This is a genomic window from Marmoricola sp. RAF53 (assembly GCF_052114005.1).
Lineage (GTDB): Bacteria > Actinomycetota > Actinomycetes > Propionibacteriales > Nocardioidaceae > Marmoricola.
This window is the reverse complement of sequence record NZ_JBFRDX010000007.1, coordinates 200,842-219,563: the sequence shown is the minus strand read 5'-3', so window position 1 is coordinate 219,563 and position 18,722 is coordinate 200,842. Positions and strand designations below refer to the sequence as shown.

At 72.1% G+C, this 18,722-nt stretch carries 16 protein-coding genes and 1 riboswitch; of the genes, 14 read left to right on the top strand and 2 right to left on the bottom strand.

The features are described 5' to 3' along the window. Positions 1–9: 9 nt before the first annotated feature. The 8 genes from AB4Y76_RS08810 (at position 10) to AB4Y76_RS08775 (ending at position 10,278) form a co-directional block, all read left to right on the top strand. Positions 10–1,092, top strand: a complete 1,083-nt coding sequence (locus AB4Y76_RS08810; RefSeq protein WP_441924243.1) for an MBL fold metallo-hydrolase — start codon at positions 10–12, stop codon at positions 1,090–1,092. A gap of 1 nt (position 1,093) precedes the next feature. Beyond that, positions 1,094–1,203, top strand: a riboswitch (TPP riboswitch). Then, positions 1,201–2,292, top strand: coding sequence for a thiamine ABC transporter substrate-binding protein (locus AB4Y76_RS08805; RefSeq protein WP_441924242.1), 1,092 nt, complete (start codon positions 1,201–1,203; stop codon positions 2,290–2,292). (Overlaps the previous riboswitch by 3 nt.) A 10-nt stretch (positions 2,293–2,302) precedes the next feature. Continuing rightward, positions 2,303–3,946 carry an ABC transporter permease gene (locus tag AB4Y76_RS08800; protein ID WP_441924240.1) on the top strand — a complete coding sequence of 548 codons (1,644 nt, stop codon included), beginning with the start codon at positions 2,303–2,305 and terminating at the stop codon, positions 3,944–3,946. Between the two features lies 1 nt (position 3,947). Next, positions 3,948–4,952, top strand: coding sequence for an ABC transporter ATP-binding protein (locus AB4Y76_RS08795; protein ID WP_441924238.1), 1,005 nt, complete (start codon positions 3,948–3,950; stop codon positions 4,950–4,952). 24 nt (positions 4,953–4,976) lie between these two features. Then, entirely contained in the window at positions 4,977–6,095 is a 1,119-nt protein-coding gene (locus AB4Y76_RS08790; protein WP_441924236.1) for a phosphatase PAP2 family protein, read from the top strand. Positions 6,096–6,273: 178 nt separating this feature from the next. Continuing rightward, positions 6,274–7,587, top strand: a complete 1,314-nt coding sequence (locus AB4Y76_RS08785; RefSeq protein WP_441924234.1) for a C40 family peptidase — start codon at positions 6,274–6,276, stop codon at positions 7,585–7,587. Positions 7,588–7,621: 34 nt separating this feature from the next. Continuing rightward, positions 7,622–9,565 (top strand): acyl-CoA dehydrogenase family protein, encoded by a 1,944-nt coding sequence (locus tag AB4Y76_RS08780; protein ID WP_441924232.1) that lies wholly within the window; start codon positions 7,622–7,624, stop codon positions 9,563–9,565. 14 nt (positions 9,566–9,579) lie between these two features. Then, positions 9,580–10,278 carry a class I SAM-dependent methyltransferase gene (locus AB4Y76_RS08775; protein ID WP_441924230.1) on the top strand — a complete coding sequence of 233 codons (699 nt, stop codon included), beginning with the start codon at positions 9,580–9,582 and terminating at the stop codon, positions 10,276–10,278. On the opposite strand, the gene AB4Y76_RS08770 is transcribed toward AB4Y76_RS08775, so the two are convergent. Continuing rightward, positions 10,250–10,747: an inorganic diphosphatase gene (locus AB4Y76_RS08770; RefSeq protein ID WP_441924390.1), complete on the bottom strand. Its 498-nt coding sequence runs from the start codon at positions 10,745–10,747 to the stop codon at positions 10,250–10,252. The two genes, AB4Y76_RS08775 and AB4Y76_RS08770, sit on opposite strands and share 29 nt — an antisense overlap. Positions 10,748–10,919: 172 nt before the next feature. Here AB4Y76_RS08770 and dacB point away from each other — a divergent pair, with 172 nt between their 5' ends. The 4 genes from dacB (at position 10,920) to AB4Y76_RS08750 (ending at position 14,902) form a co-directional block, all read left to right on the top strand. After that, the gene (gene dacB, locus AB4Y76_RS08765; RefSeq protein ID WP_441924228.1) at positions 10,920–12,305 is read left to right on the top strand and encodes a D-alanyl-D-alanine carboxypeptidase/D-alanyl-D-alanine endopeptidase; all 1,386 of its coding nucleotides are present in this window, start codon (positions 10,920–10,922) and stop codon (positions 12,303–12,305) included. A 40-nt stretch (positions 12,306–12,345) separates the two neighbouring features. Further along, complete coding sequence (locus AB4Y76_RS08760; protein ID WP_441924226.1) at positions 12,346–13,404, top strand: zinc-dependent metalloprotease; 1,059 nt, start codon at positions 12,346–12,348, stop codon at positions 13,402–13,404. A gap of 11 nt (positions 13,405–13,415) precedes the next feature. Further along, a complete protein-coding gene (gene tilS / locus AB4Y76_RS08755; protein WP_441924224.1) occupies positions 13,416–14,393 on the top strand; it encodes a tRNA lysidine(34) synthetase TilS in 978 nt (325 codons plus the stop codon). A 62-nt stretch (positions 14,394–14,455) separates the two neighbouring features. After that, positions 14,456–14,902, top strand: coding sequence for a hypothetical protein (locus AB4Y76_RS08750; protein ID WP_441924222.1), 447 nt, complete (start codon positions 14,456–14,458; stop codon positions 14,900–14,902). 14 nt (positions 14,903–14,916) lie between these two features. Here AB4Y76_RS08750 and AB4Y76_RS08745 read toward each other — a convergent pair whose 3' ends face one another. Beyond that, positions 14,917–15,957, bottom strand: a complete 1,041-nt coding sequence (locus AB4Y76_RS08745; RefSeq protein WP_441924220.1) for an LLM class flavin-dependent oxidoreductase — start codon at positions 15,955–15,957, stop codon at positions 14,917–14,919. A 66-nt stretch (positions 15,958–16,023) separates the two neighbouring features. On the opposite strand from AB4Y76_RS08745, the gene hpt reads away from it, so the two are divergent. Both hpt and ftsH read left to right on the top strand, forming a co-directional pair. Then, entirely contained in the window at positions 16,024–16,575 is a 552-nt protein-coding gene (gene hpt, locus AB4Y76_RS08740; protein WP_441924218.1) for a hypoxanthine phosphoribosyltransferase, read from the top strand. A gap of 87 nt (positions 16,576–16,662) precedes the next feature. Continuing rightward, positions 16,663–18,699, top strand: a complete 2,037-nt coding sequence (gene ftsH, locus AB4Y76_RS08735; protein ID WP_441924216.1) for an ATP-dependent zinc metalloprotease FtsH — start codon at positions 16,663–16,665, stop codon at positions 18,697–18,699. The last annotated feature ends 23 nt before the right edge of the window (positions 18,700–18,722 follow it).

Genomic DNA, 18,722 nt, shown 5'->3' with positions numbered 1-18,722 from the left:
GATGGACGCATGACCCCCGACGCCCAGGCCGGCCAGACCTCACGCCAGATCAGCCCGGACTCGGGGGTCCTGTGGACCGAGCCCGGCGCCTGGCAGGTCGCCGCCGGCGTCCACCGGATCCCGCTGCCGCTGCCGATGGACGGCCTGCGCGCGGTCAACGTCTACGTGCTGGAGACCGAGCAGGGGCTCGTCCTCGTCGACGGCGGCTGGGCGATCCCGGAGTCGCGGAGCCTCTTCGAGTCCTCGCTCAAGCAGCTCGGCTACGGCCCCCGCGACATCCGCCGGTTCCTGGTCACGCACATGCACCGCGACCACTACACCCAGGCCTGGGTCGTGGGGCAGGAGACCGGCGCCGAGGTCAGCCTCGGCCTCGGCGACAAGGCGTCGATGGACCTGATGCACGACGAGGCGCTGCGCATCGACCCGAACCTCGCCCGCCTGGTCGCGGCCGGGGCGCTCGACCTGGCCGAGGGCTGGCGGCAGATGATGCCGCGCGAGGAGCGGCCGGTCGACAACTACGGGATGCCCGACGTCTGGCTCGACCAGGACCTGGTCCTCGACGTCGGCGGCCGCACGATCGACGCGCTGGCGACCCCCGGCCACACCCAGGGCCACTACGTGTACGCCGACACCGCGGGCGGGCTCCTCTTCGCCGGCGACCACGTGCTCCCGACCATCACCCCCTCGATCGGGTTCGAGCCGGCCTGGGTGGAGAACCCGCTGCGCGACTTCCTCGACTCGCTGGCCAAGGTCCGGGCGCTGCCCGACCTGCAGCTGCTGCCCGCGCACGGCCCGGTCGCGGCGAGCTCGCACGCCCGTGTCGACGAGCTGGTCGCGCACCACGACGACCGGCTCAAGCTCTGCCGGGAGGCGGTCGCCGGCGGTGCCCGCACCGCGTGGGACGTGGCCGGCGAGCTGCCCTGGACCCGGCACAACCGGGACCGGTCGGCGCTCGGCCCGTTCGACGCCGTGCTGGCGGCGTTCGAGACGCTCGCGCACCTGGAGCTGATGGCGCTCACCGGGGAGCTGGTGCGCACCGATCTCAGCGATGGCACCCGGGAGTACTCGGTGCCCGCGCTTTCGGTAGATTGACCGAACACGACAGGGGAGCGCCCGGCAAGGGGCGCTGAGAGTGCGGAAAAGCCGCAGACCCTTGAACCTGCCCCGGTTAGCACCGGCGAAGGAAGTCGAAGGAGAGTCATGCGTACTCGTTCCACCCGGCCCGGAAACCGGCGCCGTCTGGCTGCGGCCAGCGCCCTCGCCCTCGCCGGAGCACTCGTGCTCGGCGCGTGCGGCTCGTCGGAGGACTCCGGCGACGACGCGAAGGCCGGCAAGGTCCTGACCATCGCCACCCACGACTCGTGGGGCATGGACAAGAAGGTGCTGGCGGACTTCACCGCGAAGACCGGCATCACCGTGAAGTTCCTCAAGAACGGCGACGCCGGCACCCTGACCAACAAGCTGGTGCTCACCAAGGACCGCCCGGTCGCCGACGGTGTCTTCGGCATCGACAACACCTTCGCCAGCCGCGCGATCGACGAGGGCGTCCTCGACAAGTACGTCCCGCGGGTCCGCACCGGCGACGCCGGCCGGTTCGACCTGACCGGCGACGAGGCCGGCTACCTGACCCCGGTGGACTACGGGGACGTCTGCGTCAACGTCGACGACACCTGGTTCGCCAGGAAGGGCATCACGCCGCCGAAGACGCTCGACGACCTCACGAAGCCGGCGTACAAGGGGCTCTTCGTGACCCCGGGCGCGACCAGCTCCTCGCCGGGACTGGCTTTCCTGCTCGCCACCGTCGGCGCCTACGGTGAGGACGGCTGGCAGGACTACTGGAAGAAGCTGGTCGCCAACGACGTGAAGATCGACGCCGGCTGGACCGACGCCTACACCGTCGACTTCAGCGGCGGTGGTGGCAACGGCGCCCGCCCGATCGTGCTGTCGTACTCCTCCTCGCCGCCGTTCACGGTCCCGAAGGGGGCCGACGAGCCGACCACGAGCGCGCTGCTCGACACCTGCTTCCGCCAGGTCGAGTACGGCGGCGTGCTGGCCGGCGCGAAGAACCCGAAGGGCGCGCAGGAGTTCATCGACTTCATGCTGAGCCGCGAGTTCCAGCAGGCACTGCCCGACAACATGTACGTCTACCCGGTCGACCAGACCGTGGCACTGCCGTCCGGCTGGGACACCTGGGCACCGACGGCCGAGAAGCCGTACGTCGTCACGCCGGCCGACATCACCGCGCACCGCGCCGACTGGCTCCGGGAGTGGCGCGACCTCACCACCTCCTGAGGAGCGACCGGTGACCGAGCGCACCCGGCACGCGGCCTGGTCGGCCGCGCTCGCCGCCGCGCCGGTCGCCGTCCTGGTGCTGTTCTTCCTGTACCCGGTCGGCGGCATGCTCCAGCGCGGGTTCTGGCCGGACGGGTCCTTCGACCCGGCGGGCGTGCTGGAGGTGCTCGGCCGCCCCCGGGTGCACCGGGTCCTCTGGTTCACGCTCTGGACGTCGGGAGCGGCGACCGCGTTCGCGGTGCTGCTCGGGCTGCCGGTCGCGTTCGTGCTGACCCGGCTGTCCTTCCCGGGCCGCGGCCTGCTGCGCGCGCTGGTGGTGCTCCCGTTCGTGCTGCCGACCATCGTGGTCGGGGTCGCGTTCCGGCGGCTCCTCGCCGAGGACGGCCCGCTCGGCACGCTGCACCTGGACGGCACCCCGACCGCGATCGTGATGGCGCTGGTGTTCTTCAACGTCGGCGTCGTCGTCCGGACCGTCGGTGCCTACTGGGAGGGCGTCGACCGGCGTGCCGAGGAGGCCGCCGCCGCTCTCGGCGCCCGGCCGTGGCAGGTCTTCACCACCGTGACGCTGCCGGGGCTGCGGCCGGGCATCGTCTCCGCGGCCAGTGTGGTCTTCCTGTTCTGCGCCACCTCGTTCGGCGTCGTGCTCACCCTGGGCGGGCTGCGGTACGCCAACGTCGAGACCGAGATCTACCTGCTCACCACCCAGGAGCTCGACCTGGTCGCGGCCGCGGCGCTCTCGGTCCTGCAGATCCTGGTGATCACCTGGCTGCTCGTCACCTCCGCCCGGGTACGCCGCAACGCCCCGCACCTGGCGCACGCGACCGCCCAGGCCCGCCCGGTACGACGCCGCGACCTGGGCCTGGTCGCCCTCGCGGTGGCGATCGTGGTGACGATGCTGGTGCCGATGGCCACCCTCGTGCTGGCCTCGCTGCGCACCCCCGACGGCTGGGGGTTCGACCACTACCGGGACCTGCAGACGACCGGCGACGGCAACGCCCTGCTGGTCACCGCCACGGACGGTCTCGCGCACTCCTTCGTGGTCGCCCTCCAGGCGGCGACGATGGCGCTGGTCCTGGGCAGCCTGGTCGCCTACCTGGTCTCGCGGCGCCCGCGGTCCCGCGCCGGCGGCCGGGTCCGGGGCGCCTTCGACGGCGCCTTCATGCTGCCGCTGGGCGTCTCCGCGGTGACGCTCGGGTTCGGCTTCCTCATCACCCTGGACCGGCCGCCGCTGGACCTGCGGACCTCGCCGCTGCTGGTCCCGATCGCGCAGGCGATGGTCGCGCTTCCGCTGGTGGTCCGCACGGTCGCGCCGGTGCTCGGGTCGATCGAGCCGCGGCAGCGGGAGGCCGCCGCCTCCCTCGGCGCGGGCCCGCTGCGGGTGCTGCTCGCCGTCGACCTGCCGGTGGCGTGGCGGGCGCTGCTCGCGGCGACCGGGTTCGCCTTCGCGGTCTCGCTCGGCGAGTTCGGGGCGACCAGCTTCCTGGCCCGCGACGACAACCCGACACTGCCGGTCGTCATCTACAACCTGATCGGCCACCCGGGGGAGGCGAACTTCGGGATGGCGACCGCCGCCTCGGTCCTCCTGGCCGGGTCCGCCTGCCTGGTCATGGTCGCGGTCGAGCGCCTCCGGGTCGGCTCCGTGGGAGCCTTCTGACATGCCCGGTCTGGACGTCCGCGGTCTGACCGTGCGGTTCGGCCCCACCACCGCCGTCGACGACGTGGACCTGGTGGTGCCCGCCGGGTCGGTGACCGCTGTGCTCGGTCCGTCCGGCTCCGGGAAGTCGACGCTGCTGCGGGCCGTCGCCGGCCTGGAGGTCCCGACCGCCGGCACGATCGCCTACGACGGCCGCGACCTGGCCGGGACGCCGACCCACCGACGCGGCTTCGCGCTGATGTTCCAGGACGGCCAGCTCTTCAGCCACCAGAGCGTCGGGCGCAACGTCGCCTACCCGTTGCGGCTGCGGCGCCGGCCGCGGGCAGAGGTCGCCGCCCGCACCGCCGAGCTGCTCGACCTGGTCGGCCTCGCCGGGTACGCCGACCGGATGCCGAGCACGCTGTCGGGCGGCGAGCGGCAGCGGGTCGCGCTCGCCCGGGCGCTGGCCGTCGAGCCGCGGCTGCTGCTCCTCGACGAGCCGCTCTCCGCGCTCGACCGCGAGCTCCGCGAACGGCTCGCCGGTGACCTGCACGACATCCTCCGCACCGCGGGCACGACCGCGCTCCTGGTCACGCACGACCACGAGGAGGCGTTCGCGATCGCCGACCGGATGGTCGTGATGCGCGCCGGGGAGGTCGTCCAGCACGGCACCCTGGACGAGGTGTGGCGCCGGCCGGCGGATCCCTGGGCGGCCCGCTTCCTCGGCTACGCCGCGGTGCTGACCGGCGCGGCCGCCGTACGGCTGCGGACGCTGGTGGCCCCGGAGGCACGGTGGGAGGCGGTGGCGCTGCGCCGCTCCGCGCTCCGCGTCGACGCCGCCGGACCGCTCACCGGGACCGTGGTCTCCGCCCGGATCTCGCCCGACCAGGTCCGGCTGGAGCTCGAGGTCGAGGGCCTCGGCAGGCTCGAGGGCGTCTCCTCGCCCGGGGAGGCGGTCCAGGTCGGTCAGCGGGTCCGGCTGTCGGTCGTGGGCGACCGACTTGCGGCACTGCCGAAGCCCGATTGAACCGGACGAATAGACTTCGGCCTCGTGACCACCCGTACCCCGACCTCGGCCGAGCCGGACCAGAAGCCCGCGCGCGCCCCGCAGCGACGGGCGTACGCGATGCTCGTGTCGATCGCGGTGATCATGGGGTCGCTGGCGCTGATCTGCAGCTGGTCGCTCGGCTACCCGCTCCGCGACCCCGACGGCTTCCTCGGGCCCGCCTGGATCCGGCTGCCGCTGCTGGTCGCGGGCGCGTTCATCGCGGACGTGCTCCCGCGCACGCTCTACCGGGCCCGGGGCAACCCCGGCCGGTTCAAGCCCGAGGCGACGCTGCTCGTCAAGGAGCACTGGACCCGGGAGCGGATCACCCTCGTGGTGGTCGGCCTGGTCTCGTTCTACGTGACCTACGTCAGCTACCGGAACCTGAAGAACTTCCTGCCGTTCATCATGTCCGACGGCGACGGGCACGCGAAGAAGTACGACTACCAGCTCTACAAGCTGGACGACTGGCTGCTCTTCGGGCACAACCCGTCGACGCTGCTGCACGACGTGCTCGGCACCGGTGTCGCGGCGCACTTCCTGTCGTTCGTCTACGTGCTCTTCCTGCCGATGGTGCCGGTCTCGGTGGTGGTCTGGGCGGTCTGGTCGCGCAACATCAGCTTCGGCTACTGGTTCATCACCGCCCAGTGCATCTGCTGGGCGCTCGGGACCGCGAGCTACTACGCGATCCCCACGATGGGCCCGAACTTCTACGCCGTCTGGCTCTACCACGACCTCCCGCACACCGGCGTCGCCGATCTCCAGGACGCGTTGTACGACGGCCGGCAGAACATCTTGTTCAACCCGTTCGCCGACGGTGTCCAATCGGTCGCCGGATTCGCGTCGCTGCACGTCGCCATCACCGTGACGCTGGCCCTGATCGGCCAGTACACGTTGCGTACCCGGGCCTTCCGGATCGGCCTCTGGGTCTACGCCGGCCTGACGATGATCGCGACGACGTACTTCGGCTGGCACTACATCGCCGACGACATCGCCGGCCTGGCGATCGCGATCATCGCCGTCTACCTGGCGGGCTTGGGCACGGGGCAGAAGTTCGATCGCTGGGGCAGACGCTCGCACCCGACCACCGCGACGAGCGACGTCCCCCTCGACGAACCGGTCTGATCCAGCAGGTCGCCACGGATCGGGACATTCCTCCGCGAGCCGCGTAACGACACGCCGTTCTGCTCTCTCCTCTTTTCAGAAAGGGGCGACGGACCGCCCCGCTGACGCCTAGCGTGGGGCAGTCACGTGCGGGGGCATGCACGTGCGACTCCGCGGGATCGATCGGGGGATGGACACCGTGCGGAAGACAGTTCGGCGGGCACTGGCGACCCTGGTCGCCGGCTCGGCCGTGCTCGCGATGGGGGTTCCCGCGGCCCGGGCCGACCGGCCGAGGCCGCATCCCGGGCAGGCCCCGTCGCAAGCCCCGTCGCAGGCACAGGTCGACGCGGCGAAGAAGACCGCCGACCAGAAGGCCGCCGACGTGGCCGCGCTCCAGGCCGACCTGGTCGTCGCGACGGCCCGGTTGAGGGACGCCGCCCAGCGGGCCGAGATCGCCGCCGAGACCTACAACGGCGCGGTCTGGCGGCTCAGCGAGGCCGCCAAGGCCAGCGCCTCCGCCCGGCTGGCCTCGCAGCAGGCCGACGGCACCGTCGAGGCCGAGCGCGCCGGGATCGCCCAGCTCGTCACCCAGCGCGTCCAGGACGGCACCGTCCTGAGCGGGGTCACCGCCTACCTCGGCGGTGAGGACCCGAACGGGATCATGGACCGCCTCGGGGTGGCGAACAGCGCCAACGAGGCGATGGAGGTCCGGTACGACGAGTACTCCCGCCTGGCCGCGGAGGCCGAGGTCGCCGAGGCGAGGGCGGCGAAGGCCGAGAAGAAGCAGACCGCGCTGGCGAAGGAGGCCGCCGCGCTGCGCGACGAGGCCGGCGCCGCGGCGAACCTGGCGCAGAGCGTCGCCGCCGGCCTGGCCGGCAAGCGCCGCGCGCTGATCGAGGAGCTCGCGAAGGCGCAGAAGATCACCGTCGCCCTGGCCACCCGCCGGCAGAAGGCGCTGGAGAAGATCGCCGCGCAGAAGGCGGCCGCGGCCGCCGCGGCCCAGGCCGCCGCCGAGGCGAAGAAGGCCGCCGCGAAGGCGAAGGCGGAGGCCAAGAAGGCCCAGAAGGAGTCCGACGCCACCGACCAGGAGCTGCAGGCGCTCGGCGAGGAGGGCGGCTGGGACCTGCCGGGGCTGCCGGTGCCCGCGGGCACCAGCGAGGGAGCCCGGAGGGCGATCGAGTTCGCGCGCGCCCAGCTCGGCGAGCCCTACGTCTGGGCCGCTGCCGGTCCGGACTCCTGGGACTGCTCCGGCCTGACGATGATGGCCTGGCGCGAGGGCGGCGTCTCGCTGCCGCACTACTCGGCCGCCCAGTACCAGCAGACCCAGCACCTCAGCGCGGTCCAGCTGAAGCCCGGCGACCTGGTCTTCTGGGGCACCTCGCCGAACACGATCCACCACGTGGCGCTCTACATCGGCAGCGGGCAGATCATCCACGCCCCGCGCACGGGAGTCCCGGTGAAGGTCTCCGGGATGTACGACGGCGACCCGCCGAACTACTTCGGACGGCCCTAGTCCTGGCCCGGTGTGTTCCTGCACAGTGGGTGCCATGGCCGAGCCGCTCGACGTCCCTGCTCTGACCGCCACCCTCGACGGAACCTACGTCGAGGTGCGCAACCTGACCCGCAAGCGCCTGGTCGAGTACGCCGGCGTCCTCGACGACGCCCGTGAGCTGGACCGGGCCGCGTTCCGCGAGCGGGTCAAGGACGTGGTCGTCGAGCTCGCCGCGACCGGGCAGACCGGCCTCGGGTTCCCGCCGGAGCACGGCGGTGGCGGCGACATCGGCGCCTCGGTGGCCGCGTTCGAGACGATGGCCTTCGGCGACCTCTCGGTCCTGGTCAAGGTCGGCGTCCAGTTCGGCCTCTTCGGCGGTGCGATCCTCCAGCTCGGCACCCAGCGGCACCACGACGCCTACCTCGCCCCGCTGGTGAGGGCCGAGCTCCTCGGCTGCTTCGCGATGACCGAGACCGGCCACGGCTCCAACGTGCAGGAGCTCGGCACCGTCGCCCGGTACGACCTCGAGACCCGCGAGTACGTGATCACCACCCCGGACGACGCCGCCCGCAAGGACTACATCGGCAACGCCGCCGCGCACGCCCGGGTGGCGGTGGTGTTCGCCCAGCTGGACGTCGGTGGGGCGTCCCAGGGCGTGCACGCCTTCGTGGTGCCGATCCGCGACGACGCCGGCGCACCGCTGGCCGGCGTACGGATCACCGACGACGGGCGCAAGATCGGGCTCAACGGCGTCGACAACGGCCGGATCGCGTTCGACGGCGTCCGGGTGCCGCGTGAGAACCTGCTCAACCGGTACGCCGACGTCAGCGAGACAGGCGTCTACACCTCGGAGATCGAGAACCCGGACCGGCGCTTCTTCACGATGCTCGGGACCCTGGTCCAGGGCCGGGTGTGCGTCGGCGGCGCCGGGATCAACGCCAGCAAGGTCGCCCTCGCGATCGCGGTGAAGTACGCGTTGCGGCGACGCCAGTTCGGCCCGCCCGGCGAGCCGGAGGTGCTGCTGCTCGACTACGGCCTGCACCAGCGCCGGCTGCTCCCGCGGCTGGCCCGGACCTACGCGCTGCACTTCGCCCAGGAGGTCCTCGCCGGCCAGCTGCACGCGGTCTTCTCCGCGACCGAGGAGGTCGACGAGCGGACCCGGCGGGCGCTGGAGTCGCGGGCGGCGGGCACCAAGGCGCTGGGGACGTGGCACGCCTCCGACACCATCCAGGAGTGCCGCGAGGCATGCGGCGGCGCCGGTTACCTGAGCGTGAACCGGTTCGACGCGCTGCGCGCCGACACCGACGTGTTCACCACCTTCGAGGGCGACAACCACGTCCTGCTCCAGCTGGTCGCCAAGGGCCTGCTCACCGACTACTCGTCGTCGTTCGGCGAGCTCGACCAGCTCGGGATGGTGAGGTTCGTGGCCGGGCTCGCCGTCGAGACGGTCATCGAGCGCACCGCGGTGCACAAGCTCCTGGAGCGGATCAAGGACGTGCTGCCGGGCAGCGGAGACGACAGCTGGGACACCGACGCGGGCCTGCTGGACCCGCAGTACCAGCTGGCAATGCTGCGCTGGCGCGAGGAGCACATGCTCTCCGGGGTGGCCCGCCGGCTCAAGCGCGGGATGGACGGCGGCATGGCGCCGGCCGAGGTGTTCAGCCGCTGCCAGGACCACGTCATCGGGGCCGCCCGGGCGCACGTCGAGCGGCTGGTGCTGGAGGCCTTCGTCGACAAGGTGGCGAGCATGGCCGAAGGCCCGAACCGGGACGCGATGGGCCTGCTCTGCGACCTGTACGCGCTGTCGGTCGTCGAGACGGACCGCGCCTGGTGGATCGAGCACGGCAGACTCTCGGTGCAGCGGTCCAAGGCGATCAGCCGCGAGGTGTCGTCGTTGTGCCGCCGGGTCCGGCCGATCGCCGAGGACCTGGTGGACGCGTTCGGGATCCCCGCGGAGCTGCTGCGGACCGAGATCCTCGCCGAGGACCCGCTCACCTGACCCCGGAGGTTTCCGTGCTCGACAAGCTGCGCCTGCCCGGACTCGGCGGCTGGAGCGAGGACCCGCTCTGGGCGAGCTTCTACGACTGGTCGGTGGAGCACCCGCGCGCCGGCGGCGCGGTCTGGAGGCTCGGCATCGCCAGCGACCTCCGGCTGCTGTACGACGCGGCCGCCGAGATCGGCCGGCAGCCGGCGGGCTCGGCGGTCCTGGACGTGCCCTGCGGCGGCGGGGTGGCGCTGCGCGGGCTGCGCCCCGGCCAGGGGATCCGGTACGTCGCCGCCGACATCGCCCCGACGATGCTGGAGCGCACCCTGGACGCGGCCCGGGAGCGTGGGGTCGCCGACCAGGTCGAGCCGCGGGTCGCCGACGTCGGCGAGCTCCCGTTCGCCGACGGGGAGTTCGACCTGGTCGTCTCGTTCACCGGCCTGCACTGTTTCCCGGACCCGCACCGGGCCGTGCTCGAGATGGGCCGGGTGACCCACGCCGGCGGCGTGATCACCGGCAGCGCCCTGCTCAACACCCCGGCCCTGTCGCGCGGCGGGCTCCGTACCGTCCCGGTCCGCCACCTCGGCCGCCTGGCCGGCCTGCTCGGCCCCTCGGCCACCCCCGCCGAGGTCCAGAACGAGTTGGGACAACTCAACGCACCGGAACTCCCAATTCAACGGAAGCTCTGGGCGGCAGGGGTCAGTGCTTGCCGCCGCCGGCCTTCTTGAAGCGCTCGAAGGAGGCGCGGACCTCGGCCTCGGCCTCGACGCGGCCGACCCAGTTGGCGCCCTCGACGGACTTGCCCGGCTCCAGGTCCTTGTAGACCTCGAAGAAGTGCTGGATCTCCAGGCGGTCGAACTCGGAGACGTGGTTGATGTCGCGCAGGTGCTCCAGGCGCGGGTCGTGCGTCGGGACGCAGAGGACCTTGTCGTCGCCGCCGGCCTCGTCGGTCATCCGGAACATGCCGATCGCGCGGCAGGCGATCAGGCAACCGGGGAACGTCGGCGCCTGCAGGATCACCAGCGCGTCCAGCGGGTCGCCGTCCTGGCCGAGGGTGTTCTCGATGTAGCCGTAGTCCTCGGGGTACGCCGTCGAGGTGAAGAGCATCCGGTCGAGGCGGATGCGACCGGTCTCATGGTCGACCTCGTACTTGTTGCGGGAACCCTTGGGGATCTCCACGAGGACGTCGAACTCCAGCACGGCATTTCCTTCCGACTGACACTGAACAGTGAGTGTGGGAGTCGTTGCCCGCCCGGTGCGGTGCCCACGGCGACAGACGACGGGGTTAGTCTCCCGCACATTGTGTTCGAACGTGAATCCGGAGGGTCCCCAAGTGCCGCTGCGTGAGAAACGCCACCCTCGGCGTGTCTTGCTCGGGCGGCTGCTCGACGCCCTCGTGCTGGTGCTCGTGCTGGCCGCCGGGCTCAACGTCTTCCTCGGCGTCACCGGGCCCGGCGGATCCGGTACGCCGGCCGAGGTCCTGCCGCCCGAGGGGCTCGACCTGGCCGCGTCGGGCACCGCTCCGCCGGTCGCGACGACGAGCGCCGCCGGGGAGGCCGGCGGCCGGCTCGACCCGGCGGCGGTGGCCGCGGCGGTGTCGCCGTACGTGGGCGGGCTCGGCCCGCACGCCGCCGTCGTCGTGAGCGACCTGGTGACCGGCGAGGTCGCGTACCGCCACGGCGACCGGGTCGTGGTCCCGGCATCCACGATGAAGCTGCTCACCAGCACGGCGGCGCTGGAGTCGCTCGGCGCGATGACCCGGTTCCACACCACCGTCGTGCTCGACGGCGACCACCTCGTCCTGGTCGGCGGTGGCGACCCGTTCCTGATGAGCACGAAGGCGAAGGCGAAGGGGCTGTACCCGACCCGCGGGGACCTCGACACGCTCGCCGCCCGGACCGCGACCGCGCTCACCGGGCGGGGCCTGACCTCCGTCGGGCTGTCGTACGACGCGAGCCTGTTCAGCGGCCCTCGGGTGAACCCGACCTGGCCGGCGTCGTACCTGACCGACGACGTGGTCCCGCCGATCAGCGCCCTCTGGGTCGACGAGGCCCAGGGCCCCGACGGCCGGTACGTCGCCGACCCCGCCGGTGCCGCCGGCCGGGAGTTCGCGGCCGCCCTGGCCCGGCACGGGATCACCGTGACCGGCCCGGTCGGCGCCGGGACCGCCGGAGCCGCGGCCGCCGAGGTGGCCAGGGTGGCGAGCGCGCCGGTCGGGCAGATCGTGCAGCGGACCCTGGCGGTGAGCGACAACAACGCCGCCGAGGTGCTCGCCCACCAGGTCGGCCTGGCCGAGGGCGACGACGGATCCTTCGCCGGCGGCGTGGCCGGCGTGGAGAAGGTCCTGACGGGGCTCGGCGTACCGCTGGCCGGGACCGTGACCCGCGACGGCAGCGGCCTGTCCCGGGACAACCGGCTGACCCCGGCCGCGCTGCTCGGGGTGCTCCGGCTCGCCGGCTCCGACGACCACCCGGCCCTGCGCGAGGTGCTGACCGGGCTGCCGGTGGCCGGGTTCACCGGGTCGCTGCAGTGGCGGTTCGAGAAGGGGTCCGCCGAGGCCAAGGGGCGGGTGCGGGCCAAGACCGGCACCCTGACCGGGGTCAGCGGGCTCGCCGGGGTCGCCACCGACCTGAACGGCAACCGGATCGCCTTCGTGGAGATCGCGGACGGCTTCGACCCGGCGATGACGATGTCGGTCCGCGGCACCCTGGACCGGATCGCGGCCGCGCTCGGGGCCTGCCGGTGCGGCGGCTGAACCGGAGCGCGCCTGAGGACATCCCCCGTAGGGTCGTCCCATGACTGAGCGACCCGCGTCCGCGATGATCGACTGGGACCTGGCCGTCCGGGTGGGCTCACGCCTCGCCGGGGACGGACCGCAGGTGACCCGCGCCGCCGCGACCGCCGTCGTCGAGGAGCTGCGCGCCGGTGCCGAGAAGTCCACGCCGCTGGTCCGCGAGTTCACCGGACTGGTCGCCGAGGCGCGCACCGCGCCGGTGCTGGTCGTGGACCGGCCGGGCTGGATCCAGGCCAACGCCGACGGGTTCGCGACCGTGATCGCGCCGATCGTCGCCAAGCTCCAGGATAAGAAGGGCCCGCCGTCGGCGATCACCGAGGCGATCGGGTCCCGGATCACCGGCGCCGAGCTCGGCCTCATGCTCGGCTTCCTCGGCAACAAGGTCCTCGGACAGTTCGACCCGTTCTACGAGGGCGGCGGCGCGGCCGGCCGGCTGCTGCTGGTGGCGCCCAACATCGTCCACGTCGAGCGCGAGCTCGGCGTCGACCCGCACGACTTCCGGCTCTGGGTCTGCCTCCACGAGGAGACCCACCGGGTCCAGTTCACCGCCGTCCCGTGGATGCGCGACCACCTGCAGGACCTGATGAACCAGATCGTCTCCTCCGTCGAGACCGACCCGGGGAAGATGCTGACCGAAGGAGCCTCGCGGATCGGCGAGCTCCTCTCCGGCAAGAGCGAGGGCAGCCTGCTCGACCTCGTATCCAGCCCGGAGCAGAAGGAGATCATCGACCAGGTCACCGGCGTGATGAGCCTGCTGGAGGGCCACGCGGACGTCGTCATGGACGGCGTCGGTCCCGAGGTCATCCCGAGCGTCGGCGCGATCCGGAAGAAGTTCACCGAGCGCCGCAAGGGCGTCGGCGCCCTCGACAAGCTGCTCCGCCGCCTCCTCGGGCTGGACCAGAAGATGGCCCAGTACCGCGACGGGGCGCTCTTCGTCCGCGAGACCGTCGACAAGGTCGGCATGGAAGGGTTCAACGCGGTCTTCGCCGAGCCCGGCAACCTGCCGGGCAAGTCGGAGATCCACGACCCGTCGGCCTGGCTGGCGCGCGTCCACGGCTGAGTCACCCGGAGATGACCCTCGACCCGGCCCGCGCGGCCGTGCGTCTCGCGGTGCGGCGGTACTTCGGCACCGAGTGGGGCTCCCCGGTCCTGGTGGCGTGCTCGGGCGGCGCGGACTCGCTCGCCCTCCTCGCCGCCGCTGTCTTCGAGGGCAGCAAGGCCGACACCCGGGTGATCGGCGTCGTGGTCGACCACGGCCTCCAGGCGGGCTCGGCCGAGCACACGGCGCAGGTCGTCGCGAAGATGGCTGCGCTCGGTGCCGACGAGACCGCGTCCATCCGGGTGACCGTCGATCCCGGACCGTCGGGGATCGAGGCGGGCGCCCGGGAGGCTCGGTACGCCGCGCTCGGGCAGATGGCGACACATTTCGGCGCCGAGCTGGTGCTCCTCGGGCACACCCTCGACGACCAGGCGGAGACGGTGCTGCTGGGCCTGACCCGAGGCTCGGGAGGACGTTCGCTGCAGGGGATGCGGCGCTACTACCGCGACGGAGCCGTCGGGTTCGGGCGGCCGCTCCTCGACATCACCCGGGCGCAGACCGAGGCGGCCTGCCGCGCGGACGGGATCACTTGGTGGGAGGACCCGCACAACGCAGACCTGCGGTTCACCCGATCCCGGATCCGGCACACCGTCATGCCGGTGCTCGAGCAAGAACTCGGGCCGGGGATCGCCGGAGCGCTGGCGCGGACGGCCGAGCAGCTGCGCGAGGACATGGACTTCCTGGAGCCCTTCGAGCTCGACGCTCACCAGCGCGCGCGGGTCCCGGACGGGGTCGACCTGGACGTCATCGACGACGCCGGGGAGGCGATCCGGTCACGGGTCGTGCGGCGTGCGGCGATCGAAGCCGGCGCGATCCCCTCCGAGCTCACCCGGGCGCACGTGCTCGCCGTCCGGGCCCTGCTCGGGACCAGGGGCAAGGAGATCCAGCTGCCCGGTCACGTGACGGCGTGGGCCGAGGGCGAGGTCATCCGCTTCCGGCGGACGGAGTAGGACGGCAGCGACAAGGGCGTCGCGCGGCGCCGGAGCCGCAAGGGATGGGTCATGCTGGGCGTGTGACCACCCGCCGCGCCTACTCCGTCGACGCCGAGTCCCTGTCCACCGCTGAGCGGGTCCGGATCTGTCGAGCACTCGTCGGCGTGGTCGCCGAGGCGGTGGACTCGTTCGAGACCGACGTCCCGTGGTCGAACCGGGACGAATGGCCGCGGGAGGTGTCGCAGGCCGCCCAGGTGCTCACCGACCAGGGCCGGAAGCAGCGCCGGAGGAACGAGGCGTACGCCCAGACCGGTCGGCTGTCGAGGTCGAAGTCGGTGCCCGCGGTCTGGGATGCCTGGGTCACCTTCGCGCCGTACGCGTTCGACGCGACCGCCTGGGCGGCCGACCACGGCCGACTCGTCAGCCTGGCCGACGAGGGGACCTCGGTCGCCGTGTGGCTCTCCCCGGACGAGTTCGTCCGGGCCGGCCAGGAGATCACCCCGGTCCCGCTGCGCCCGCTGGACTGACCCTTCCGACGAAGCTAGAGCAGTTCCTTCGCCAGCAGCCGCAGGGTCTCCTCGCGTGCCGGGGAGGAGTCGGCCGTGGTTCCGGTGAGGGCGCCGGCGACCGGGTGGACCATCACCTCGTCGACGCCGTACTCGGCGGCGAGGTCGCGGAGCTGGGCCGCGGCGGTCGCCGGGTCACCGACCACCCAGCGGCGGCGCATGGCGTGCAGGAGTGGCAGGTGGGCGTCGGGGACGGGGTCGGCCTCGGCCTCCTCGACCAGCCGCTGCGGGCGCAGCGGGGCGCCGGTGCGCAGCGCGATCATCGCCTGGTACTGCGGCAGCGCCAGCCGCTCGGCCTCCTCGGTGGTCCCGGCGACGACGACGTTGACGGTGAGGAAGGTCTGCGGCGCGGCCAGCTCCTCGGAGGGCTGGAAGCCGTCGCGGTACAGCGCCAGCGCCTCCGCGGTGCCGTTGCCGGAGAAGTGGTGCGCGAAGACGTAGGGCAGTCCCCGGGCGGCGGCCAGGCGCGCCGAGAAGTCGGAGGACCCGAGCAGCCAGACGGGCGGGCGCGAGGTCGCCGCCGGGGTCGCGTTGAGGGCGTGCACCCGGCCGTTGACCTCCAGGCCGACGCCGCCGGGGCTCATCATCGCGACCACGTTGTCGACGTACGACGGGAACCGGGCGACCGCGTCCTCGCTGACCCCGCCGGCCCCGTGCCGGAGCGCGTACGACGTCACCGGGTCCGTCCCCGGAGCACGCCCGATGCCGAGGTCGATCCGGCCGGGGAAGGCGGCCTCGAGGAGCGCGAACTGCTCGGCGATCACCAGCGGGGCGTGGTTCGGGAGCATGACGCCGCCCGAGCCGACCCGGATCCGCTCGGTCGCGGCCGCCACCATCGCGATCAGCAGGGGAGGGTTGGTGGCCGCGACGGCCGGCATGTTGTGGTGCTCGGCCAGCCAGTACCGGCGGTAGCCGGCCTCGTCGGCCACCCGGGCCAGCGCGCGGGTCGCGGCCAGCGCGTCCGCGGTGGTCTGGTCGGAACGCACGGGGACGAGGTCGAGGACCGAGAGATGCATGTGAATGGCAACGCGGCTGCCGGGCCACGGATTCCCACGAGAGGCGTCTGTGGCACGCTGTGACCCATGGACGCCGCGGACGTCGAGGGAGACCTCGTCAACATCCTGTTCACCGAGGAGCAGATCCTGGCGAAGCTCAAGGAGCTCGCCGAGAAGATCGAGGCCGACTACCAGGGCAAGGACGTGCTGATCGTCGGCATCCTGCGCGGCGCCGTGATGGTGATGGCAGACCTCGCCCGGGCGCTGAACCGGCACGTCGAGATGGACTGGATGGCGGTCTCGTCGTACGGGTCCGGGACGAAGTCCTCCGGTGTCGTCCGGATCCTCAAGGACCTCGACACCGACATCACCAACCGGCACGTGGTCGTCGTCGACGAGATCATCGACACCGGACTGACGCTCTCCTGGCTGGTCTCGAACCTGGCCTCCCGCAACCCGGCCTCGCTGGAGATCTGCACGCTGCTGCGCAAGCCGGAGGCGCAGACCATGGAGGTCGGCGTGAAGTACGTGGGTTGGGACATCCCCAATGAATTCGTCGTCGGTTACGGACTGGACTACAAGGAGCGGTACCGCAACCTGCGTGACATCGGGACGCTCGCGCCGCACGTCTACAGTTGACCTCGGGGTTGCGGGACGGTTGCTGCGCGACCTCCTCAACCAGCGTGAGGACCGCCCCGGAGACGCGTTCTGGTGTGACCTGAGAGGATGACCGGCGTGAAGCGAATTCTGCGCGGTCCCTGGTTGTGGATCGGTCTTGCCGGTCTGGGCGTCATCCTCGCCCTGCAGTACATCGTGCCCAACGGCGGGTACACGGAGATCGAGACCTCCGAGATGACCGCGCACATCGACAAGGGCGACATCAAGAAGATCACCTTCGTCGACGGTGGCGACCAGGAGATGCGAGCCGAGCTGACCAACGGCAAGAAGGTCATGGCGACCTGGGTCGACGGCCAGCAGGTCGGGCTCACCGACCAGGTGCAGAAGCAGGTCGACGACAAGAAGATCGACAGCTACAACGTCAAGAACCCGAAGCCGAGCTTCCTCGGCACGCTCGCGGCGACGATCCTGCCGTTCGTCTTCATCGTGCTGATCTTCCTGTTCCTGATGAACCAGGTGCAGGGCGGCGGCGGCCGGGTGATGCAGTTCGCCAAGTCCAAGGCCAAGCTGATCTCCAAGGACATGCCGAAGACCACCTTCGCCGACGTCGCCGGCTGCGAGGAGGCCATCGAGGAGCTCGGCGAGATCAAGGAGTTCCTCCAGGAGCCGGCCAAGTTCCAGGCCGTCGGCGCCAAGATCCCCAAGGGCGTCCTGCTCTACGGCCAGCCCGGTACCGGCAAGACGCTGCTCGCCCGCGCGGTGGCCGGCGAGGCGGGCGTCCCGTTCTACTCGATCTCCGGCTCGGACTTCGTCGAGATGTTCGTCGGCGTCGGCGCCTCCCGCGTCCGCGACCTGTTCGAGCAGGCGAAGGAGAACGCCCCGGCGATCGTCTTCATCGACGAGATCGACGCCGTCGGCCGCCACCGCGGCGCCGGCATGGGCGGCGGCCACGACGAGCGCGAGCAGACCCTCAACCAGCTGCTCGTGGAGATGGACGGCTTCGACGTCCGCGGCGGGGTCATCCTCATCGCCGCGACCAACCGTCCCGACATCCTGGACCCGGCGCTGCTCCGCCCGGGTCGCTTCGACCGCCAGATCAGCGTCGACGCCCCCGACCTCCGGGGCCGCGAGCAGATCCTCCGGGTGCACGCCCGCGGCAAGCCGATGGGTCCCGACGTCGACCTCGTCTCGGTCGCCCGTCGTACGCCCGGCTTCTCCGGCGCCGACCTCGCCAACGTGCTCAACGAGGCCGCCCTGCTGACCGCCCGCAACGACGGCAAGATGATCGACAACGCCGCCCTCGACGAGGCGATCGACCGCGTCATCGCCGGGCCGCAGAAGCGCACCCGCCTGATGAGCGAGAAGGAGAAGCTGATCACGGCGTACCACGAGGGCGGTCACGCCCTGGTCGCCGCGGCCCTCCCCGGCACCGACCCGGTGCACAAGGTGACGATCCTCCCGCGCGGCCGTGCGCTCGGCTACACGATGGTGCTGCCGGACGAGGACAAGTACAGCCAGACCCGCTCGGAGATGCTCGACAAGCTCGCCTACATGCTCGGCGGCCGCGCCGCGGAGGAGATGGTCTTCCACGACCCGACCACCGGCGCCGGCAACGACATCGAGAAGGCCACCGCGCTGGCCCGCGCGATGGTCACCCAGTACGGCATGACCGAGCGGCTCGGCGCGATCAAGCTCGGCGAGGCCCAGGGCGAACCGTTCCTCGGCCGCGACATGGGGCACGCCCGGAACTACTCCGAGGACGTCGCGGCGATCGTCGACGAGGAGACCAAGAAGTTCCTCGCCAACGCCCACCAGGAAGCCTTCGACATCCTCGAGGAGAACCGCGACGTCCTGGACGCGCTGGTGCTCGCGCTGCTGGAGCGGGAGACCCTGGACAAGCAGGAGGTCGCGGAGGTCTTCGAGCCGCTGCGCCGCCGCCCGGTGCGGCCGGCATGGACCGGGTCGCCGGACCGGATCCCCTCGACGATCCCGCCGATCGTGGTGCCGTCCAAGGCGGCTGCGAACGGGGCGGCCGCGAACGGCACCGCCCCCGAGGAGGAGCACGAGGGCGGCCTCATCCTGACGCCGCCGAACGAGGACGGCGACTCCTTCGGCGAGTCCCCGGACCCGGGGAACACCCCGTGAGCGTCGGGCCGATCAGCGCCGAG